We start from the raw sequence: 21,508 nt of genomic DNA, 5'->3' as shown, positions 1-21,508 counted from the left end.
CTCATATCACTTTAGAAGTGATTATTTTATGCATTATAGGTAGCCGTACAAACCCGCAAATACCCAGCCAAACACACAAGAAACACCCACACCAATCAAACCCGGTAAAATGAAACTGTGGTTAATCACAAATTTACCAATCCGAGTTGTTCCTGAACGGTCAAATTGAATGGCAGCAAGATCGCTCGGGTAAGTTGGTAAAATATAATAACCATAACAAGCAGGCGCAGATGCAATAATATAGGCGGGATCAACACCAATACCTAACGCAATCGGCACCACCGCAGCTAATGCTGCCGCTTGTGAGTTAACAAATTTAGAAACTAATAATAGAATGACTGCGTAAGCCCATGGAAAATCTTTGACTAATGCGCCAAGGGTGCCTTTTATCTCATCCATATGTGCGCCGAACATGGTTTCTGCCATCCATGCGATACCATACACCGCAACAATTGCTATCATCCCTGAACGGAATACTTCGTTTTTAGATATTTGCCCCGGGTTTGTTTTACAAATAATGATAATCAGTGCACCAGCCAACAGCATAAACATTTGGATCACGAGTACCATGGAAAGTGGCTTACCATTAACCAAAGGTCTTAATTCAGAAACTGCGCCCAAAATGGCAACAACAGCGATGGATGCTAAAAAAATCCACATCGCAACCCAATTAATTTTTGGTAATTTCTTATCAAGTAAAGTCGCGCTGTCACCATAAACATACTCATAGTTTTCTGGCACTGAGATGAATTTTTGGAATTCAGGATCTTTATCTAAATCCTTACCTCTAAACCAGCTAAAAATACCAATAGCCAGTATCCCGATCAGCGTAGATGGAATGGTAATTGCTAATAAATCTAAAAATTCTAATGATTTGCCATTAATAGTGACACCATTAAGCATCGCTACTAATGATACCACTGCAACAGAAACAGGACTGGCGATGATCCCCATTTGTGCACCAATGCTACTGGCCGCCATCGGTCTTTCTGGACGGATATTATTTTTGATCGCGGCATCATAGATAATCGGTAAGATGGTATACACCACGTGCCCTGTACCACACAAAATGGTTAAGATACATGTCACAAAAGGTGCCACAATAGAAATGTATTTTGGATTTTTACGTAGTAGTCGTTCTGCAATTTGCAGCATGACATCCAAACCGCCTGATGCTTGTAAGGTTGCTGATGCGGCAACAACAGCAATAATAACAAGCATAACATCAACAGGCGGTTTTCCAGGCGGTAGACCAAAACCAAACACCAGTATTACCAACCCAACACCACCTAACAGCCCTAATGCCATCCCCCCTTTTCTTGCTCCGTAGAACAAGCAGACAAGAATAATGGCGAGTTGTATCAGAAAGTCCATAAGTTCATCCTTTAATTAATGTTTATCTACATTATCAGGATGAAAGATTGGCAAATTGTTGATTTATATTAATTAGTAAAAGAATTTAATCTTATTTTTCAATGCGATTTCGGCATTACATCACAATATTTATCTTAAGTTACTGCCATACTGTTCTGTTAAGTTAAAATATCCATATAAATCAGTCGATTAATAAAGACATATTAACATTATAAACCATATATATTCACCTTTAATGATCTAATTTCATAACTCTAATTAATTAGTTACCTAAAACTATTCGCAGTTATTTTCATCACTTAAGCTCAATAAACCCCACCATCGTAAATATATGTTTACATCAAATGTAATTTAGATTTGACAGAAAAAAGCAGATCGCATAATCTGCACAGCTTATTAATCTATGACTTTTAATCAGAGGAATTTGTGAAAAATCGCACGCTAGGTAGCGTTTTAATCGTTGCAGGAACAACAATAGGTGCAGGGATGCTGGCAATGCCACTAGCCGCTGCGGGTGTCGGTTTCACAGGTATCGTTTGCTTACTTGTAGGCTTATGGATGTTAATGAGTTATACCTCATTACTGTTGGTTGAAGTTTATCAACATAATCCACCTGATATGGGTTTAGGCTCTATCGCTAAAAAATACCTAGGTCCAATAGGCCAAATCGTCACTGGCCTTAGCATGCTATTATTAATGTATGCACTCACGACCGCTTATATTGGCGGTGCAGGCGTATTAATTTCCGACAGTCTTTCGTCTTGGTGGAATATTCAAATTTCAACCGAAAGCGCAATCATTCTATTTACCGTGATTGGTGGTACGGTAGTTTGTATCGGTACCCATTCTGTCGATTTTATTAACCGCTTACTATTTACTGCTAAAATTATTTTTCTGGTAATTATGTTAGCCGTTATGATGCCTCATGTTGAATCTGTCAACTTAGCGTCGATGCCTGTCGAGAAAGGGATGCTCCTAGCCGCTGTTCCTGTGATTTTTACCTCTTTTGGTTTTCATGGCAGTGTGCCTAGTCTAGTTAATTACATGAATGGTGATGTACGTAAATTACGTCTCATTTTTATTACAGGAAGCGCGATCCCTCTGATCGCCTATATTCTGTGGCAAATCGCCACATTAGGTTCAATCCCATCTAGCACCTTTTTAGGTATTTTGGCTCAAGAGGCTGGACTTAATGGCCTATTGACGGCAATCCGAGATGTTGTCGCAACACCACGAGTCAACATTGCAGTGAGCCTGTTTATGGATCTTGCTCTCGCCACTTCATTCTTAGGAGTCGCACTCGGCTTGTTTGATTATTTAGCTGACTTATTCAAGCGTAGTAATCATTTCTTTGGTCGGATGCAAACGACGTTATTAACCTTTTTGCCACCACTACTTGCCGCATTATTTTTCAGTAGTTTTGTGCAAGCGTTAACTTATGCAGCAGTGGCATTGTCAGTATTAGCACTGATCATCCCTGCATTATTAACCATGCGAGTCAGAGCAACAGAAAAGCCAACGGACAAACCTCACTATCAGGTCAAAGGTGGTTCGGCTGTTTTAGGTGTTGTGCTACTTTGTGGTATCGCTGTGATTGTGATCCAATTTGCTATTGTGGCCGGTTTTTTACCTAATGTAGGTTAAATATCTCTCCCATAAAAAAACCTGTACCGTTAATAAAACGGTACAGGTTTTTTCTTTTAGAACAGATTTATTAGAAACTTAAACCTGCACCAACATACCAACCATCAGCAATTTTGTTGTTTGGGTTGTTGTGATTACCTTTAATATCGATGATACGGTAACCTGCATCAACGGATAAAGGTTTAAATACCGTGTAACGAGCACCCACTTTTGCTTCAGTATAAGCATCACTACCCGAAGTTAACGAAGCAGGCGCACCATAAGCTTCGCCATAGATATTTAATGAAGGTAGAGCTTGCCAGCCTAAACCTGCACCAGCCGCTAGTGCCATACCGTTTTTATTATCTTCAGGAGATAAATATAGCGCTTTACCGCCAACATAAGCAGAGAATGGCCCCAGTGGTAAACCAAAAGTTGCACCTAAGCTACCCATTTGACCGTTATGATCACTGCGCGCCCATGAACCATCAAATGCTAGGCCAGAACCTTTAGTACCAATACCAGCGCTTAATTCAGTATAATGTTCACCTGCACTTGCATTTACCGAGATTGCTTGTGCTGTCCCAACAAACATCAGTGATGACGCCGCAGCAGCAGCGAGAAATAATCCTTTACGCATATTATTGCCCCATAAATAGAAGTTATAGTAATAATATTACAATATATAATCACTATTCTCAGCAGTTATTACTGTTTTTTACTTTATGATTACTAAAAAACAACCAATAACTACTGAAATGAGTATCACTTAGCTCAAGCCAATCTCTATTTATAATCATTTTTAATTAGTTATCACAGCAATCGATACGACAAATTAGTTATACTTCAACCAATCAACTATAATTGAATGATAATAATGCATAATTTATCAATTTATATGATATAAACTGCATTAAAAGGATTTATTGGTTTTATTGTCTATAACTCACTGGAGAGTATTGTGATGAAAAAGAAAGGCCTAACGACTGCGTCTGGCGCACCTGTTGTCGATAATAATAATGTAATGACCGCTGGCCCACGTGGCCCAATGTTATTGCAAGATGTTTGGTTCTTAGAGAAATTGGCTCACTTTGACCGCGAAGTGATCCCTGAACGCCGTATGCATGCTAAAGGTTCAGGTGCATTTGGAACTTTCACCGTAACTCATGACATTACCCGCTATACCCGCGCTAAAATCTTTGCTTCCGTTGGTAAGAAAACCGATATGTTTGCACGTTTTTCAACAGTCGCAGGTGAACGAGGCGCTGCTGATGCTGAACGCGATATCCGTGGTTTTGCACTGAAGTTCTATACCGAAGAAGGGAACTGGGATCTGGTTGGTAATAATACCCCTGTTTTCTATTTACGTGACCCTCTAAAATTCCCTGACTTAAACCACGTTGTTAAACGTTGTCCGTATAGCAATATGCGCTCAATGGCTTATAAGTGGGATTTCTTCTCTCACTTACCTGAATCTCTCCACCAGCTAACCATTGATGTCAGTGACCGTGGTTTACCACGTAGCTATCGTAATATGCATGGTTTTGGTAGCCACACCTATAGCTTTATCAATAATGATAATGAACGTTTTTGGGTTAAATTCCATTTCCGCTGTCAACAAGGCATTGCTAACCTAATGGATGAAGAAGCCGAAGCCATTATTGGTAAAGATCGTGAAAGCTCACAACGAGACCTGTTTGATGCGATCAACAAAGGTGATTACCCACGTTGGAATTTGCAGATCCAAATTATGCCAGAAAAAGAAGCATCAACAGTACCTTATAATCCATTTGACCTCACTAAAGTTTGGCCACATAAAGATTATCCACTGATTGATGTTGGTTATTTTGAATTAAACCGTAACCCTGCCAATTACTTCTCGGATGTTGAGCAAGCTGCATTTAGCCCAGCGAACATCGTTCCAGGTATTGGTTTCTCACCTGATAAAATGCTGCAAGGTCGTCTGTTCTCATATGGTGATGCACATCGCTATCGCTTAGGTGTTAACCACCATCAGATCCCTGTTAATACCCCACGCTGCCCGTTCCATAATTACCATCGAGATGGTGCAATGCGTGTTGATGGCAATAGTGGTAATGGTGTGACTTATGAGCCAAACAGTGCTGGCTTATTCCAAGAACAGCCTAATTTCAGTGAACCACCACTGACGATTGAAGGCGCTGCTGACCATTGGAACCATCGTGAAGATGAAGACTACTTTAGCCAGCCTCGTGCTTTATATGAATTACTGGATGATGCAGAACATCAACGCATGTTCAAACGCCTAGCAGGTGAATTAATTGAAGCGTCTGAAGAAACACAAAAACGCCAAATTGATTTGTTTAAAAAGGTGCATCCTGAATACGGTGCAGGTGTTGAAAAAGCGCTTAATGCACTTAAATAACGTTAGATAAAAATTAAGTTCGGGCTCTATGCTCTAAATAGTTCGAGATGCAGGAAGAAGACAAGCGAAGGCTGCTGGGCTGCATAGATAACTCTATGCCTCGGTGAGCGTAGCACGGTCAGCTCCCTGCAACTTGAAATATAAAGAGTATATATTAGAGCCCTAATTATTTAACTCTCATTATTGATTGTATACCCAGTCTCTGACCTGCTTTCGAGAGACCTTAATGCCACTGCTTTTTAACTGACTTTCAAGTCGATAGAAATGTACAGGAAATTGATATGGCGTGAGTTTGTCTTTTAACCAATCCGCAATCTCACTTAATATCTGTGTCTCGCTGACATCCACCACTGCCACTCCTCGTTGCCCAAATTCTTTATCATCAATTGGTATAATAAAGCTCTGTTTTACCGCAGGATGGCTATTAATAACGGCTTCAATATCTTCTGGTTGGACACATTCACCACCACTGATAAACAGATTATCTAATCGCCCAAGCACTTGATATTCACCATCAATATAAGCTCCTTTATCATTAGTTTTCAACCAACCCTCAAGCGTATTGAGTGGTTTTATTTTCCCATCAAACCAATAACCAAGGGCTTGGCTATGCGACTTAATTTGAATTTCATTGTCGACTAATCTGACTTGTTTACCACTAAGAGGCTGGCCGACCCCTTTTCTACCATCGGCACGTTTAGCACACACCGTTGAAGCCATTTCTGTCATGCCATAACCACTCCAGCAATCAATTCCTTTGCTTGCGGCTAAATCAGTTAATGATGTCGGTATTGTCGCACCACCTAACAAAACTTGTTTTAGGGTTAATGAACGACTTTCTGTTTGCTCAAGCAGTCGCCATAATTGTGTTGGCACCAAAGAGGCATGACTGACCCCTTGTAACGATTCAATTAAACATGCTGATTTAACTGCTAATTTAGCGCCACGCAATAACCAACGCCATAAAATACCTTGCCCAGAAACATGAAATAGCGGTAACGATAACAACCAACAATCATTCATTTGGTAGTCCATTGCCTGTAACACACCATTAGCGCTATCAAAATGCGCATGCATACTATGCAGCGCCGCTTTGGGCAATCCTGTCGAGCCTGACGTTAAGATCAGGGTGGCGGGCTGTTCTATCACATGATCAAAACATGGCAAATGGCTTATCTGCTGCGGATAAGAAGGATTCGTCTCTATAAATTGTAATTCGGGATATGAAAATAAATTGAGTAATCCATCATCAAAGTCAATAACGAAATCAATATCGAGGTGCGGTAATAAATCTTTCAGTAATAATTCAGGTTGTCGTGGATTCAGAGGTAACACCTTTGCACCACAACGTAATATAGCCAATTGGCTTAAGAGCAGTTGTGGACTATTTTTCCCGCGTAAGATAACAGTCTGGCTATTACGTAGCCCCTGCTGATAAAAACACTCAGCAAGCGCGGTAATTTTTTCGGATAACTGCAACCACGTCAAAGCGCTATCATCCGTTAGCAATGCAATAGCACTAGGTTGTTGACTAGCCCAGTGCTGCCAAGGCCAGTCATTAAAACGTGTTAACTCTGCCATTCGATTGTTAATTCATCAAGCTGTGTAACCGGAAGTGAGCTATTAGGCCAAGTTCTAATTAATTGAGATTGAATTAAATCAAGTGTATCTAACCCCGGTATCGTATGCGGTGTTAGCTGATGTGCGATACGAGCTAATTGTGTTAGCCCAAAGCTCGTTTCTATTGATGAGCTGATCACCGCTTGCAAACCATGTTGATGTGCCTCAGTCACCAATTGACGACAATAGGTTAAACTCCCAGTGAGCGTAGGCTTGATCACTATCGCAGCTACCCCTGCTTGCGCTTCGACTTTGAAATTAGCTTCTCTAACACTTTCATCCCACGCAATGGCAATACCCGTATCTGCGGCATATTGCAGTGACTCTTCCCGAGTTTTGCAAGGCTCTTCAAGAAAGTCGATGCGGTGACGATATTCAGGATTAACGTATTTCGCAAAACCCTCCGCTTTGGCTCTTGTCCAACTGCGGTTTGCATCAAGACGTAATTTCAAGTCAGGTACCGCTTCTAGCAGCAAGTTAGTGACCATACCGTCACGTACCGCTTCATACAACCCAACTTTGACCTTAGCAATCTTTTCACCTTCCATTGCATCAAGGCGTAAAATAAGGTCGTCAGGATCACCACTACACAGTGGCGCTTTACGGTAGTCTGCTTGCTCGGGTAGTTCACCTGACAATTCAGCTAAGGCGCAACTGCAACCAAAAGCAACCGATGGTAAAAGGCTATCTATCAAAAGCTGCCCACTTACCCACTCCGTCAACTTTTGTTTTGCTTCTTCGGTGGCTTCAGCTAATGTTTCTCGACTAAACTCAGGAAGGGGCGATATCTCTCCCCAACCTACGTTCTCCCCATCCTCTAAGCGAACCAGCAACCCATCACGAGTTTTTAGGCGTTGGTAACGCAGGATAACGCCTGCCTCCATCGGCAGGCTAAACGCGTAAAGTGTTGCCTTACGCATTATGGGTTACGCTTATATTTAGAGAAGTCAGGCGCACGTTTTTCATTAAAGGCATTACGGCCTTCTTGACCTTCTTCGGTCATGTAAAACAGCATAGTTGCATTACCTGCAAGTTCTTGTAAACCAGCTTGTCCATCACAATCTGCATTTAAAGCTGCTTTCAAACAACGTAATGCCATTGGGCTATTTTCTAACATTTCACGGCACCAACGCACTGTTTCTTTTTCCAGTTCAGCGTAAGGAACAACCGTATTCACCAGCCCCATATCTAATGCTTCTTGTGCATTGTACTGACGGCATAAGAACCAAATTTCACGAGCTTTTTTCTGGCCAACAATACGTGCCATGTAAGAAGCGCCCCACCCACCATCAAAGGAGCCGACTTTTGGCCCTGTTTGACCAAATACGGCGTTCTCTGCGGCAATCGTCAGGTCACACATCATGTGCAGTACGTGACCGCCACCGATGGCAAAGCCTGCCACCATCGCAACAACCGGTTTAGGGCAAGTACGAATTTGGCGTTGAAAATCCAATACGTTAAGGTGGTGTGTACCACTTTCATCACGGTAGCCGCCGTAGTCACCACGGATTTTTTGATCGCCACCAGCACAGAAGGCTTTTTCACCTGCGCCAGTCAAAATAATGGTGCCTACCGTGTCATCATAACGTGCATCAGACAACGCTTGGATCATCTCTTTCACGGTTTGTGGGCGGAATGCATTACGTACTTGCGGACGGTTAATGGTAATTTTTGCAATCCCTTCAGGTGATTTATGATACAGAATATCATCAAACCCCTCAGAGCAATCTTGCCATTCAATCGGAGCATAGAGCTTTTCTTCGCTAGGATAAATCATTATCAGGTTCCTTTAACCACAAAGTGATAAAAAATGGTGAAGCGCAGTTGCATAGTCATGCGGATTTTCACGATGAGCATTATGCCCTGCATTGTTAATTAGCGTAATCGGCAAAGCATATTGTTGCGAAACGCTTCGAAATTTTTGGTCTCGTTCGCCACAAAAATAGCGAAATGGTATCGAGAGCTCAGATAGCTTGTCGGCTAAAAAAGGTTGTTTGGCTAATGAGGTATTTTCTAAAATATTCGCAACCGATTGAGGATTGTTTTGCTGGCGTAATAATACTAATTGTTGGCGTTCATTAGCGGTTAAATGAGCAAAAACCGCTTGTTGATACCAATCATTTAGCACTATTTCAATCGGCTCAAAACGAAAACGTTGCGCCCATTGATGATCGTTTTTCTCTCTTTGAGCACGCAGAGCAACCTCATTTAGCCCGACATTTCCGCCTTCAATAATCAAACCACATAGTCCATCAGTCTGATAGTAACATGCATAGTGCATTGCTAAACGCGCACCCAATGAGTAACCAATAAGATAATATTGTGAAATACCATGATGTTGTATTACCTGAGCTAGCTGCTGATCAAAATCAGCAAAACCATGACAATCTATGGAGCTAGAGGCTCCGTGCCCCGGTAAATCTATACGCAGAGAGGGATAATTTGGACAGAGATCAACAATAGGTTGCCATTCATCAGCACTGCCTAGTAATCCATGTAGCCAAATCAGCCACGGTCCTGATTGGTGTTGATTATCACGGTAGGCCGCTAACATCAAAGGTTACCTACTTCATCAAGTAACTGTTTGAATGTGCGCGCCCCTTCATCACTATCGACAACTAATTCGATCAATAACGTACCTTGTTGATTATGCCAAAACTGCTCAACAACATTGAGTAATGATAACCAATCTTTTGGTGCCTCATATTGCAAGCCAAACATCAAGGCCGCGTGCTGAAAATGAACGTTTTGTGGCATGCAGTAGTAATCTTGTCGTGTTTTTTCAGGCGTTGGCAGCATCGAAAAAATTTGCCCTCCATTATTGTTCACTACAATCAAAATGGTTGGAGCAGAAGGTTCTCGCAATAATGCTAAACTGTTGAGATCATACAGAGCAGAAAGATCACCAACAATGCCCAATGTCGGTTTTGCTGTTGCTCGTTGTACGCCCGCCATCGTGGCAATTAGCCCATCGATACCACTCGCACCTCGATTACTATAAACCGGATATTCAGCAGGTAATTGAGCAAATGCATCAATTAGCCTAACAATAAGGCTATTACCAACAAATAATTGCCCTTTTGGTGCCAAAAGTTGTGGTAGCTGATGCGCAACCGCAGCTTCAGAAAATTGATGTTGTAATTGCTCTGTGACATGCTGTTGCGTACGTTCTGCTAATGCTAATAAACCATCACACCAAGTACCGCGCGGTTGTGCAGGATGTTCATCAAGCCAGCCTTTGATAGAGCAGGTTAATTTTCGACCATAATGATTTGCTGGGTCAAGACGCCCTTGGATCGTATCAATGATCCAGTATTCTTGTGGATGGCATTGAGCCTGCCATTGAAGTAAGCGTTTACCGGTTAAACTTGAACCAAATTGCACCACTAATTCCGCTTGCTTCAGCCAATCTTGAGCTTGAGGATGAGCTAACCAGAGATCTGCACATGGGTAAGGCTGCCCTGTTTGCGAAAGAACATCACCAATTAATGGCCAGCCAAGCATTTTAGCCCAGTCAGCAACGCGTTGGCCGTCCTGTTCATTCATTCTACCGGCTATCACGACACCTTTTTTTTGGCGCCAAAAGTACCAATCTGAAATATGCGCAACGGTATTTGTTAAAGGTTCACTTAACCAAGGTAAATTTGAATGCCACCAATCACCTAACTGTTGTTGCCACTCATAGGCTCCGTCTGTCTCACCGTATAATGGCTCTGCAAATGGGCAATTAATATGAAATGCACCTTGGTGTAACAAGTTCATGCCATTATCAATAGCACTGACTAGCCATTTTGCAGAAATATCTTCTGTTGGCCTTGGCAACATCAAGCTTTGCGTAGGATGCGAAGCAAATATATGTGTCTGACGAATAGCTTGGTTTGCGCCGCAATCAATGAGCTCTGGTGGTCGATCTGCGGTGAGAAAAACGATTTTTTCACCCGTTAAGCCTGCTTCAATCAAAGATGGATATAAGTTAGCCACTGCGGTGCCTGAAGTTACGATCACACCAACAGGCGCTAAACTCGCTTTTGCTAAACCTAATGCAAGATGCCCTAACCCTCTTTCATCAAAATGCGTGTGACAATGTAATTTGTTATTCTTTGCCGCAGTTAAAGTCAAAGGGGTAGAACGCGAGCCGGGCGCAATACAAATATGTTTCATGCCATGACGGGTCAGCGCTTCGATAATAATCTCAGCCCAACGCATATTAAAAACAGAATTCGACATAATAAGCTCAGTAAGTTATTTATTATCAACAAGTGTAATGCGCTTAATAAAAATTTCTTGATCTTAGAACAATTTTTAGTGAACTAATTGAAAGCAAAAGAAAATAACCACTATATGAATAAGGATATTAATCCTGTTCAAGCAATGATTTTAAGCCCGCAGCCTTGTTTTCAATTTCAATCCATTCTTGTTCGGGATCAGAATCGCTGACGATACCTGCACCAGAAAATAGCGACAATTTTTGATGTTCAATTTGAGCGCAGCGTAATGAAACTGCAAATTCACTTTTATTAAGACTAACGAAGCCTCCCGTTCCGGCATACCAACGCCGAGAAAAAGGCTCATGTTCAGTTAAAAATTGTCGTGCAACTGCGCGAGGTAAGCCACACACTGCTGCGGTAGGCTGTAATCGTTGAAGGCATTCGCTATCTGATGAAGAGATCAGCGTTGCCGCAATCGAACGGTATAGATGTTGGATCTTACGTAAGCGAATTATTTTCGCTGGAGAGACGTCAATTCCTGTGACAATACCTTGTAGTTGTTGGCAAATATCATCAACGACAACTAAGTTTTCATGCTGGTTTTTACTGTCTTCCATCAACCATTTTGCATTTTGTGCCGCAATATTGTCATCCATATCATTAGCGACGGTACCTGCTAATGCCTCAGAATTTAATTGGGTTCCTTGACGCAAATACAGGCGTTCAGGTGTAGATGATAAAAAACCCGACTGTTTATCAAACGCCATCATAAAATGATAACATTGATGATTCACTTGTTGGCTAGCCAATAAAAATTCAGCCACTGATACGGATTTTGACAAAGTGAGCTTAGTCTCCCGTGCCATCACCACCTTTTCCATATGGCCAGATTTCATGCGGGTAATTGCATCGCTCAACAATTCACACCATTGTTTTTTTTCTGGTGAATGCTCATAGCTTATGATTCGTGCATCTAAAGGAAGAACTGATGATGTAACAGGTTTAAGCTGCTTTAGAAATTCTATCGCAGCCAAGCGATCCTGTTCCCCCACGATATTAATAGTGATGGTGATTGATGAACGTTGACGAAAAATTTCTAAACGCGGTAAAAAATAATAAGCTGCATTCTGTTTATCAGCTTTTGTGATGCCATCGCCAAATGCATTCCAGCCATTTAGCCCCCATAGACGCATATCAGGGTAATCTGCATTAGCGGAGAGAAAAGCTTCTGCTGCATCAATATCATTAAATTCACATGCAGTGCCAATTGCACTACATTCATCAGTACCAGTACGTTGATACCAGTAAAATTGTGGGTAGCAAGGCTGTTCAGATAGCCATTCAAGCCCTGGAAAAGCTGATTGCCCCTCAACTTTCCAGCATAAACGAGTCAAATTTTGATTATTCAATACCAATTCTGACAGTTGTTGAAGAATTCCAGTTACTAAATTATCTATTTTTTTATATGCCACTTTAGATCCCTACTGCCATCCCCACAAAGACTGTAGGTAATTATATAGTGCAATATAATTTATTGACACATTCATTATTCCTGACAATAGGTGTTACCAATAAAAAAATCAAATTTGCTTTAACAATAGCTTCCTATTTTATCAACAAGATATAGTCTATCTATTTGTATATTATGGCTAAATTTAAAATTGAATCTCTTTGATTTATATCAAATTTCATCACTAACTTAGCATTTATTACCCCAATAAACATGAAAATACGATGACTAATTAATACGCATATCGTAATAAGAATGAGCATTAACCTCCCCTAAATCAAATTAAGTTATCGCTATTAACAATTTTGACAACGATAGCGATTTGCACAATTCAAATAAATCTCAATTATGTTGAGATAAATTATTCAGTGGATGAAGAAAAAATAGACATTTTCATTTTTAAATTAAAATAATAGAGATCTGAGTTAAGTATCACTAACTATATTATAATATATACAATACTCTATTGATTGATTGGAAGTAAAACCAATGATGATTATATTAATACGTCAATTTCTAATATATATTCTCATATTTTATTATCTTCTATCCTACAAATATTCAAGTAGTTTAGTCACTACTCACTGGGTATAAATAAATCTAAATTAATACATTACGTCATAGAGCATAGAATATTAATGTTTTTCTATTTTATTTTTAAATAATAAATAAAAAAACGATTCAAATACAAACTTAAAATATGACGAGTCGCTATGAGTTAAGAGATTATATACCTATTATATTAACCCGTTATTAAATTGGAAACCAATCATTATGAGTGATACAAACTATGATAAAATAATTGAAAAAGAAAATATAGGAAATGTAACGCTTGCATTATTAACTAACCAAGATCCTCTTTCTGCCCGTGCCCCCGGAATTTTCACTCAACTCGATCTTATCAATATTCATAAATACATCAACTTTGCATTAACATTACCCACTTCTTCTCACGATATCTTGTCATGGTTTAAAATTAGTAGCTCAGCAAACTTTCCGCTTGAAATCAGCCACCTCACAAATACTATCCAACTAATTAATAGTCATGCAAAAACTTGGGATAATGTTGAACAACAAGTAAAACAGCAAGCGATTAATCTATCATTAACTAGCCGAAATATTGTTCAAACAGGTAATCAAATAGTCGATTATATTAATCACATGCCAATTGTCCAACAAATAGCAAACAGCTTAGATGAACTCTCTGCAGAAGAACTACGAAATATAAGATATCAAAATGACGATCAACAGATTGCTACAGAATTACTCAGCATTCTAGGTTTTATAAAAGATGATATTTTAAATCAAGCAGATAAGACATCAAAGATAAAAAATATTATTTCTGATTTTCGAGTACATATTATCGGAGGGAATTTATCTAACAATCAAGAAGTCGATTCTTTACTTTTTAAAATTAAATCGATTTATATGCAATTAGATTCTACTGATGATACTCATACAGAATCTAATCTAATTGAAAAGATCTCAGCGCTTAAACACGAAGTGATGATCCTCGAAAAAGAATATAAACATTTTGTTAAACTCAGTTTTACAGGGCTTGCTGGTGGTCTTATCGGTTTAATCATCACAGGAGGAATATTTGGTAGCCAAGCAGAAAAAGTTCGCCACAGGAAAAATGGGTTAATAAATCAAATTAGTGAATTAAATGAAAAAATTAACCGTGACCGTTTTATGAAGAAAACAATCCTTGATATTCAAATTAATCTACAAAAAATTGAAGGCCATTTTAAAGATGCCCGCTTAGCCATTGACCATTTAGATTATATGTGGCTCGTGATATTAACAGAAATTAACCAATCGATAGAGACATTCTCTCGTATCGATAATGCTGAAAATCTTCTTAAATTCATTGCCCGTTTTAAAAAAATTATCACTGCATGGGTCTCAGTTCAAATATATGCAGATCAACTAGTCGAACTATTTGATGTTCAGCTAACTAAATCTTCTCAGGTTTAATAAAGGTAATCATATGTATACTATTGCAACGACTCCTGTTTTACCTAAAATTGAAATTTATCAAGTAAGAATGCTAACTAATAAAATTAAAAATTATAATCAAAGCATTATTAATTATGACCCTATTATTTTCAATCAAATAAAAAGAATATCTAACCAAGCCAGTCATCTAAATGAGTTAGTTAGAAACTCACTCCCTATCATGAAATTAAAAACTCGCTACATCATAAACAGTACTATGTACAATAGTTTCGCATATCATGAAACCAATCAATATCAAAAAAGCCTCAATGAACTAGAAACCATCGAGTTTATTGATGACCTTGCTGATCTTAAAGATGAAATTATCAAATTAAAGACACCATTGCGTACAACTATCGATTTTCTATCAGTATTGGAACTTGATGAAATAAATCAACTAAAACACCATTATTATACTCAGAAAAAAGCAAATCTTTTAATATCCATTGAAAACAATAATAAAAAGACAGCAGAATTCACTCAAGATATGAATATTATTATTAAGGCTGAAGAAGTCATATTAAATTATCGACTTTCTGATATGTTTGATAAAATTTTTCCAGAGATTTCTGTCATTGAGTCAATGGATATTCCACCGTCAAAGAAAGATTTGATAAAATTAGCGATCGATTGTGCCAAACGTCTTTTGGTTATTATTGATAATGGCTTAGATTTCATGAAACTCGTTGATGCTCGATTATATTTAACCGACCAGTTATTTGTTTTAAGGGAACAAGCTAGAGAATATAGTGAACGTAGTAATAAACTGGATTATTTACTGACATTAGCCGGTGATGTCACGAAAATAGAAAAAAATAAAAACAGTATTATCGAAAACTTCCAACAGCTACAGAGTTATTTACAACAATGGATTGATTATATAAATCATTGTTTAAATGAAGAAATAATGGATATCCATAAAGCGATAAAATCTTGTAATACTTTTATGGATTTTATCCTTGAGACAGAATATCAATATCAGCGCCAATTAGCCGATTAAAAAAAAGCGGCTACTCAAAGGTAGCCGCTCTGTTTAGCAATAATCAACTGTATTAATTACAAACTAATTACTGCTAATGCACTTGAAGCGATATTGATCAGAGGTTGTGGCCATACACCCATTAGGATAACGATGATAGCGCAAATTACTGCTACAACAGTACCAAAAGTGGCTTTTGCAGGACCAGTATAACGATCTGCATGCTCTGCATCACGGCTATACAAGCTTGCCATAAAGCGTAGGTAATAGAACAAACCAATAGCGCTACCAACAACGACTGCACCAGTTAACCACCATAGTTCCGCATTCACCGCAGAGATAATCACATAGAATTTACCAATAAATCCTAATGTAATCGGCACCCCTGCTAAAGAAAGCATCATCACGGTTAGCACAGTGGCTAATACTGGCTTGTGCCAGAACAGACCACGGAAAGCACTTATATCGTCTTGGTCATCACCACGGTACGGGCTAGATACAATACTAATCACACCAAACGCACCTAAACTTGCAAATAAATAGCCTGCTAAATAAATAGCCACTGTCACTTGCGATGCAATTGGGTCAACGCGTAATGCAACTAACGCAACAAGCAGGTATCCCATATGCGAAATTGATGAGTAACCAAGCAGACGTTTTGCACTTTTCTGAGTGATAGCCAACAAGTTACCAAACAGAATAGATGCTATCGCTATCACACTTACCACAATCGCTAAGGTATTACTTTGCGCTGCTGGTGCTTCCATAAAGATACGCATCAATACGGCAAAGATCCCTATCTTACTGCCTGTTGCTAAGAATGCCGCTACAGGAGCTGGTGCGCCTTGATAAACATCAGGTGTCCATAATTGGAATGGGAACAGAGACAGTTTGAAACCAAACCCAACGATCAGCATACCTAGACCGACTAATACAAGTGGGGCATGGATTTGGCTGTCAGTGAGGCTCTGGCCCACCGCAGAGAAGCTCAGGCTACCTGATTCTGCATACAGTAACGCGATACCAAACAACAAGAAAGAAGAAGCGGCAGCAGATAGCACCATATACTTGATACCTGCCTCCAGCGAACGTTTACGCTCAAATGTGTAAGCCACTAAGCCGAACAGAGGTAACGAAATCAGCTCGATACCAATGAACATTGATGCCATGTGGTTAGACATTGAAAGTAATACGCCACCTGCCACTGCAATTGTCAGCAGCAAATGAAATTCATCTCTGTTGTCGTTGAAACCTTCCAACCAATGGAAGGCGAAGATGCTTGTTGCCATACCCGCAATCAAGACTAGTGCAGTGTAGAACATTGCATAGCCATCAACACGAATAAGCTGAGTGACTTCCATTGGCAAACTATCAGCAATAAAGAACAGTGATAGCAGCGCAACTGCGAAGCCAAATACTGTCAATGTGGCACTTGTTAGATGATCGCGTCGCCACGCAATGGACAGCATCACAACCACCGCCGTCAATCCGACGATCAACAGCGGGAGTATTGCGATCAATTGTTGAGGTGTTATTGTCATGGCGAATTACGGCCTTAATGTTGTAAGTGAAGCAGTGTACAGGTTATGTAATGTTTCCATCGCACCCGCTGAAGTATCTAACAGCGGTTGAGGGAAGAAACCGATGATAACCAGTAATACAGCCAGAGCTAGCAGCACACCAAATTCACGTGCAGTTAACCCTTTCATTTCGCTTTCGGACTTTGGTGTACCATAGTAAGTTTGTTGCATCATCCACAATGAGTAAACAGACGCAAACACCACACCAAAGACCATAATGCAAGTCACTAAGGTGAACTGGCTGAATGTACCGAACAGGATCATAAATTCACCGATAAAGTTACCTGTTCCCGGCATACCTAATGTTGCAGCAGCAAAAAACAGTGACAAACCCGGTAACCATTTGATCCGTTTCCACAAGCCGCCCATCATGCGCATATCACGAGTCTGTGTGCGTTCATACAGCTGGCCACTGATAATAATCAATGCCGCACCTGACAGACCATTGGTGATCATTTGGATCACCGCACCTTGGTACGCAAGTACTGAACTTGCATAGATAGCAACAGTGACAAATCCCATGTGAGACAAGCTACTGTAGGCAGCTAATCGTTTGATATCCGTCTGTTTAAACGCTAACCAAGCACCATAGAAGATGCTGATCACACCGAGTGTCATCGCAATTGGTGTGAATTCAATAGACGCTTCAGGGAACAGAGGTAAAGTGAAGCGCAGCAAGCCATAAGCGGCTGTCTTCAACATGATACCTGAGATATCAACAGAACCCGCCGTTGGAGACTGTTCTTGCGTATCTGCCATCCACCCATGGAATGGAACTAACGGCATTTTCACTGCAAAGGCAATAAAGAAACCTAACATTAGCATAAAGCCAACAGTGCTAGACATCTGAGTGCCAAGCAACTCATTGTAGTTAAATGTCCACACGCTAGTATCACCGAAGTGGACTAATGCTAATCCAACAATCGACACTAACATAATCAAGCCGCTGGCTTGTGTGTAGATAAAGAACTTAGTTGCTGCATTAATATGTTGTCTGTTTTCTGCCCCTTTGTGCCCCCAGTTCGCAATCAGGAAGTACATTGGGATCAACATCATTTCCCAAAAGAAGAAGAATAAAAACAGGTCAACAGCCGTAAAGATCCCCATCACCCCTGCAATAATCCACAACAGGTTAAAGTGATAAGCACCTTGGTTAGCTTGGTTTTCGCTCCATGAACTGAGTACTGAGAAAGCACCCATAATCGCGGTCAATACCACCATCAGTAGCGATAAACCATCAATAGCAAGATGGAAATTAATCCCCAGCGATGGGATCCACGGCATAAAGAATACGGCTTGCCATTGTGGGATGCCTTGTGGGTTTGCCAGAGAATAATCTCCCTGCAACCACAGCTGGATTGATAATATTAATGTTATTCCCATTGAAGCCAGCGCAACCCAACGAGGTGCACGATGGCTGAATCGGTCAGCCTGCCAACTTAGCAGGCCTCCGATGAAGGGAATGAGTATTAGCCAAGGTAATAGCATGGCGCAATGTGTCCCTTAATTAAACCAAAAGCAGCAGAGCAAGAATCAGCACTGCACCCAGCCCCAATGAGGCAACATACCAACGGACTTGACCGTTTTCACTCACTGCTAACCCTTTATTTGCCCAACGAGACAAACAAGCAGGTAAATTCATCAATGAGTTAATTGGATCGCTTTCCAGCAACCATGCTACACCTTTGAAAGGTTTCACAAAGACAACATCGTACAGCCAATCAAAGCCCCACGCGTGATACCACCACGTAGAGAAGAAACGGCCCGGCGCGCTTTTAGCGATGCCTGTTGCGATAGAACGTCTGAACAGATAAATGAATGTCACAATCAACAGACCGATAACCGCGAGACTACCTGAAAGGATTTCCAACTGTAGTTTGCCAGCTTCATGCTCTAGCGGGTTAACAGGGAAAACACCTTCTAGCGGCTGGTGGATTTGTGCACCAATAAATGTTGCTAGAATAGCTAAAATGCCCAGTGGTACAGAGTGAGTAAAGCCTTTGACCTTGTGCGCTTTGATTTTCGCTTCGCCGTGGAAGGCGATGAAAATCATACGGAAGGTATACATTGCGGTTAGCAGTGCACCGATGAGGCCGGCCCATAACAGAACGGTTTGCCCATCAACTTCAGCACCCCATAAAATCGCATCTTTACTGTAGAAACCAGCGGTAAACAGAGGCAATGCCGCCAATGCACTTCCACCAATTAACATCACAGCGTAGACGTAAGGGATTTGCTTACGCAACCCACCCATTTTGAAAATATTTTGTTCGTGATGACATGCAATGATCACCGAACCCGCTGACAAGAACAGTAACGCTTTAAAGAAAGCGTGAGTCATCAGGTGGAAAATTGCCGCATCCCATGCTTGCACACCAAGCGCCAAGAACATATAACCGATTTGACTCATGGTTGAATAAGCAAGTACACGTTTGATATCGGTTTGTACCAATGCAGCACAGCCTGCAAATAGCAGCGTCACACCACCAACAATACCGACTAAATGTAGAATTTCAGGTGCCATCAAGAACAACGCGTGAGTACGCGCGACAAGATATACACCCGCAGTCACCATGGTTGCTGCGTGGATCAGTGCAGAAACTGGAGTTGGACCTGCCATCGCATCAGCTAACCATGTCTGTAGTGGCAACTGGGCAGATTTACCTACCGCACCACCTAAGATCATTAAGGTTGCCCATGTGATTGCTGTGCCGCCTTCCGCCATTTTTTGTGGTGCCAGAACAGCCATTTCGCTGAAATTCAAGGTACCCAGTTCATTCCACAGAATAAACATACCGATAGCTAAGAACACATCACCAACACGGGTTACAAAGAAAGCTTTCATCGCGGCTTTGCCGTTATCTGGATTGGTATAGTAGAAACCAATCAATAGGTAACTGCACAGCCCTACCCCTTCCCAACCTAGATACATCAGCATCATATTATCAGCGAGGACTAAAACCACCATACTCGCGATAAACAGGTTCGTGTAGGTAAAGAAACGTGAATAGCCTTCTTCGCCACGCATATACCAAGAAGCGTACACGTGGATCAAGAAGCCAACCCCTGTCACAACACCTAACATTGTCAGTGAGAGGCCATCAAGGCGAAGACTAAATGGGATATTAAAGTCACCCACTGACATCCAAGTCCAAAGCAGCTCGGTATACGGAGGATATGCGCCGTTTGCAAGTACAGGTTGTTCTAAAAACTCAATACCCACATACAGTGCAACAACTGCTGCAAGGCCGACTACCCCAGCACCAATAATAGCTGAAACATTTTCTGACCAACGACCGCGGGAAAATGCGAGTAGCACAGACCCCAGTAGTGGCAGCAAAATGGTTAAATAGAGTAAGTTCATCCGCGCATCTCACTGACTTTATCAATATTCAGGTTCTGACGATGACGATGGAGTTGCAGTAACAACGCCAATCCAATACTCGCCTCCGCAGCAGCCAGCGCAATGGCCAAAATGTACATAATTTGGCCGTCTGGTTGCCCCCAGAAACTCCCTGCGACAACGAAAGCTAACGCAGTTGAGTTAATCATGATTTCCAGTCCGATCAGCATGAACAGCAAATTACGGCGGATAACAAGACAGCTTAGTCCCATTACAAATAAAATCGCCGCTAAAATCAGACCATGTTGAAGAGGTATCATTATTGTTCCTCCGCATTTGCATTGGCATTGCTAACAATGTCAGCGCCGTTTTCGTAGCGGTCACGACCGACGTGGAACGCAACCACGAGACCAGCAAGCAACAGCAGTGACGCTAATTCAACCGCGAGGACATAAGGTCCAAACAGGCTGATAGCCACTTCTTTTGCACTGATCACCGTACCTGCAATACCTTCTTGGTATGACAAGCTAGTGATGCCATAAATCAGTAGCGCTAATAGAACCAGAGACAAAATTGCCGGCCCGATCCAATTTTTTGGCGCTAACCACTCACGCTCTTGCTCTTGTACAGAGCGTCCGAGGTTGAGCATCATCACGACGAACACAAACAACACCATAATGGCACCTGCATACACGATGATTTCTAATGCACCCGCGAAGTACGCGCCGAGTGAAAAGAACACCATGGACAGTGCCAGCAAAGAAACAACCAGATACAACAACGCATGTACCGGGTTAGTATTGGTTATCACCCTCAAAGTTGCTAATACAGCAACCAGACCGGCGATATAAAATGTAAATTCCATGAAT

Annotated in this window: 17 protein-coding genes; 4 read left to right on the top strand and 13 right to left on the bottom strand. The window is 41.0% G+C overall.

The genetic code is table 11. The annotated features are described in order from the left end of the window. Nucleotides 1-33: 33 nt before the first annotated feature. Nucleotides 34-1,374, bottom strand: a complete 1,341-nt coding sequence (locus JI723_RS08190; RefSeq protein WP_070929249.1) for an anaerobic C4-dicarboxylate transporter — start codon at nt 1,372-1,374, stop codon at nt 34-36. Between the two features lie 486 nt (nt 1,375-1,860). On the opposite strand from JI723_RS08190, the gene tyrP reads away from it, so the two are divergent. Beyond that, nucleotides 1,861-3,018, top strand: a complete 1,158-nt coding sequence (tyrP, locus tag JI723_RS08185; protein ID WP_420704848.1) for a tyrosine transporter TyrP — start codon at nt 1,861-1,863, stop codon at nt 3,016-3,018. Nucleotides 3,019-3,088: 70 nt separating this feature from the next. Here tyrP and JI723_RS08180 read toward each other — a convergent pair whose 3' ends face one another. Then, the gene (locus tag JI723_RS08180; RefSeq protein ID WP_070929247.1) at nt 3,089-3,637 is read right to left on the bottom strand and encodes a YfaZ family outer membrane protein; all 549 of its coding nucleotides are present in this window, start codon (nt 3,635-3,637) and stop codon (nt 3,089-3,091) included. 324 nt (nt 3,638-3,961) lie between these two features. Here JI723_RS08180 and JI723_RS08175 point away from each other — a divergent pair, with 324 nt between their 5' ends. Next, nucleotides 3,962-5,401: a catalase gene (locus JI723_RS08175; RefSeq protein ID WP_272579964.1), complete on the top strand. Its 1,440-nt coding sequence runs from the start codon at nt 3,962-3,964 to the stop codon at nt 5,399-5,401. A gap of 180 nt (nt 5,402-5,581) precedes the next feature. Here the strand turns inward: JI723_RS08175 and menE are convergent, their stop codons facing one another. The 6 genes from menE to JI723_RS08145 all read right to left on the bottom strand — a co-directional run bounded on the left by menE (nt 5,582) and on the right by JI723_RS08145 (nt 12,701). Continuing rightward, nucleotides 5,582-6,982: an o-succinylbenzoate--CoA ligase gene (gene menE / locus JI723_RS08170; protein ID WP_272579948.1), complete on the bottom strand. Its 1,401-nt coding sequence runs from the start codon at nt 6,980-6,982 to the stop codon at nt 5,582-5,584. Then, a complete protein-coding gene (menC, locus tag JI723_RS08165; RefSeq protein WP_272579947.1) occupies nt 6,970-7,941 on the bottom strand; it encodes an o-succinylbenzoate synthase in 972 nt (323 codons plus the stop codon). Before menC ends, menE begins: the two co-directional genes overlap by 13 nt. After that, on the bottom strand, nt 7,941-8,798 hold the full coding sequence (gene menB / locus JI723_RS08160) for a 1,4-dihydroxy-2-naphthoyl-CoA synthase (protein ID WP_140178631.1): 858 nt from the start codon (nt 8,796-8,798) through the stop codon (nt 7,941-7,943). Before menB ends, menC begins: the two co-directional genes overlap by 1 nt. Before the next feature lie 12 nt (nt 8,799-8,810). Then, entirely contained in the window at nt 8,811-9,575 is a 765-nt protein-coding gene (gene menH / locus JI723_RS08155) for a 2-succinyl-6-hydroxy-2,4-cyclohexadiene-1-carboxylate synthase (RefSeq protein ID WP_070929244.1), read from the bottom strand. Then, the gene (menD, locus tag JI723_RS08150) at nt 9,575-11,248 is read right to left on the bottom strand and encodes a 2-succinyl-5-enolpyruvyl-6-hydroxy-3-cyclohexene-1-carboxylic-acid synthase (protein ID WP_272579946.1); all 1,674 of its coding nucleotides are present in this window, start codon (nt 11,246-11,248) and stop codon (nt 9,575-9,577) included. The genes menH and menD overlap by 1 nt, the downstream gene beginning before the upstream one ends. Nucleotides 11,249-11,375: 127 nt before the next feature. Next, nucleotides 11,376-12,701, bottom strand: coding sequence for an isochorismate synthase (locus tag JI723_RS08145; protein WP_140187283.1), 1,326 nt, complete (start codon nt 12,699-12,701; stop codon nt 11,376-11,378). A gap of 812 nt (nt 12,702-13,513) precedes the next feature. On the opposite strand from JI723_RS08145, the gene JI723_RS08140 reads away from it, so the two are divergent. Both JI723_RS08140 and JI723_RS08135 read left to right on the top strand, forming a co-directional pair. Beyond that, complete coding sequence (locus tag JI723_RS08140; RefSeq protein ID WP_319066618.1) at nt 13,514-14,716, top strand: alpha-xenorhabdolysin family binary toxin subunit A; 1,203 nt, start codon at nt 13,514-13,516, stop codon at nt 14,714-14,716. 13 nt (nt 14,717-14,729) lie between these two features. Continuing rightward, on the top strand, nt 14,730-15,737 hold the full coding sequence (locus JI723_RS08135; RefSeq protein WP_337979911.1) for an alpha-xenorhabdolysin family binary toxin subunit B: 1,008 nt from the start codon (nt 14,730-14,732) through the stop codon (nt 15,735-15,737). A gap of 56 nt (nt 15,738-15,793) precedes the next feature. Here JI723_RS08135 and nuoN read toward each other — a convergent pair whose 3' ends face one another. From nuoN to nuoJ, 5 genes are read right to left on the bottom strand one after another with little or no spacing between them, the layout of a single operon-like run. After that, nucleotides 15,794-17,257 carry an NADH-quinone oxidoreductase subunit NuoN gene (gene nuoN / locus JI723_RS08130; protein ID WP_272579944.1) on the bottom strand — a complete coding sequence of 488 codons (1,464 nt, stop codon included), beginning with the start codon at nt 17,255-17,257 and terminating at the stop codon, nt 15,794-15,796. A 6-nt stretch (nt 17,258-17,263) separates the two neighbouring features. Beyond that, complete coding sequence (gene nuoM / locus JI723_RS08125) at nt 17,264-18,784, bottom strand: NADH-quinone oxidoreductase subunit M (RefSeq protein ID WP_070929239.1); 1,521 nt, start codon at nt 18,782-18,784, stop codon at nt 17,264-17,266. 19 nt (nt 18,785-18,803) lie between these two features. Continuing rightward, on the bottom strand, nt 18,804-20,660 hold the full coding sequence (gene nuoL / locus JI723_RS08120) for an NADH-quinone oxidoreductase subunit L (RefSeq protein ID WP_070929238.1): 1,857 nt from the start codon (nt 20,658-20,660) through the stop codon (nt 18,804-18,806). Next, complete coding sequence (gene nuoK, locus JI723_RS08115) at nt 20,657-20,959, bottom strand: NADH-quinone oxidoreductase subunit NuoK (protein ID WP_004921109.1); 303 nt, start codon at nt 20,957-20,959, stop codon at nt 20,657-20,659. The genes nuoL and nuoK overlap by 4 nt, the downstream gene beginning before the upstream one ends. After that, nucleotides 20,959-21,504 carry an NADH-quinone oxidoreductase subunit J gene (gene nuoJ, locus JI723_RS08110; RefSeq protein WP_070929237.1) on the bottom strand — a complete coding sequence of 182 codons (546 nt, stop codon included), beginning with the start codon at nt 21,502-21,504 and terminating at the stop codon, nt 20,959-20,961. The genes nuoK and nuoJ overlap by 1 nt, the downstream gene beginning before the upstream one ends. Nucleotides 21,505-21,508: the final 4 nt, after the last annotated feature.

It is taken from the genome of Providencia manganoxydans (genome assembly GCF_016618195.1).
GTDB lineage: Bacteria > Pseudomonadota > Gammaproteobacteria > Enterobacterales > Enterobacteriaceae > Providencia > Providencia manganoxydans.
The sequence above is the reverse complement of the archived record's forward strand: the minus strand, read 5'-3'. Positions and strand labels throughout refer to the sequence as shown.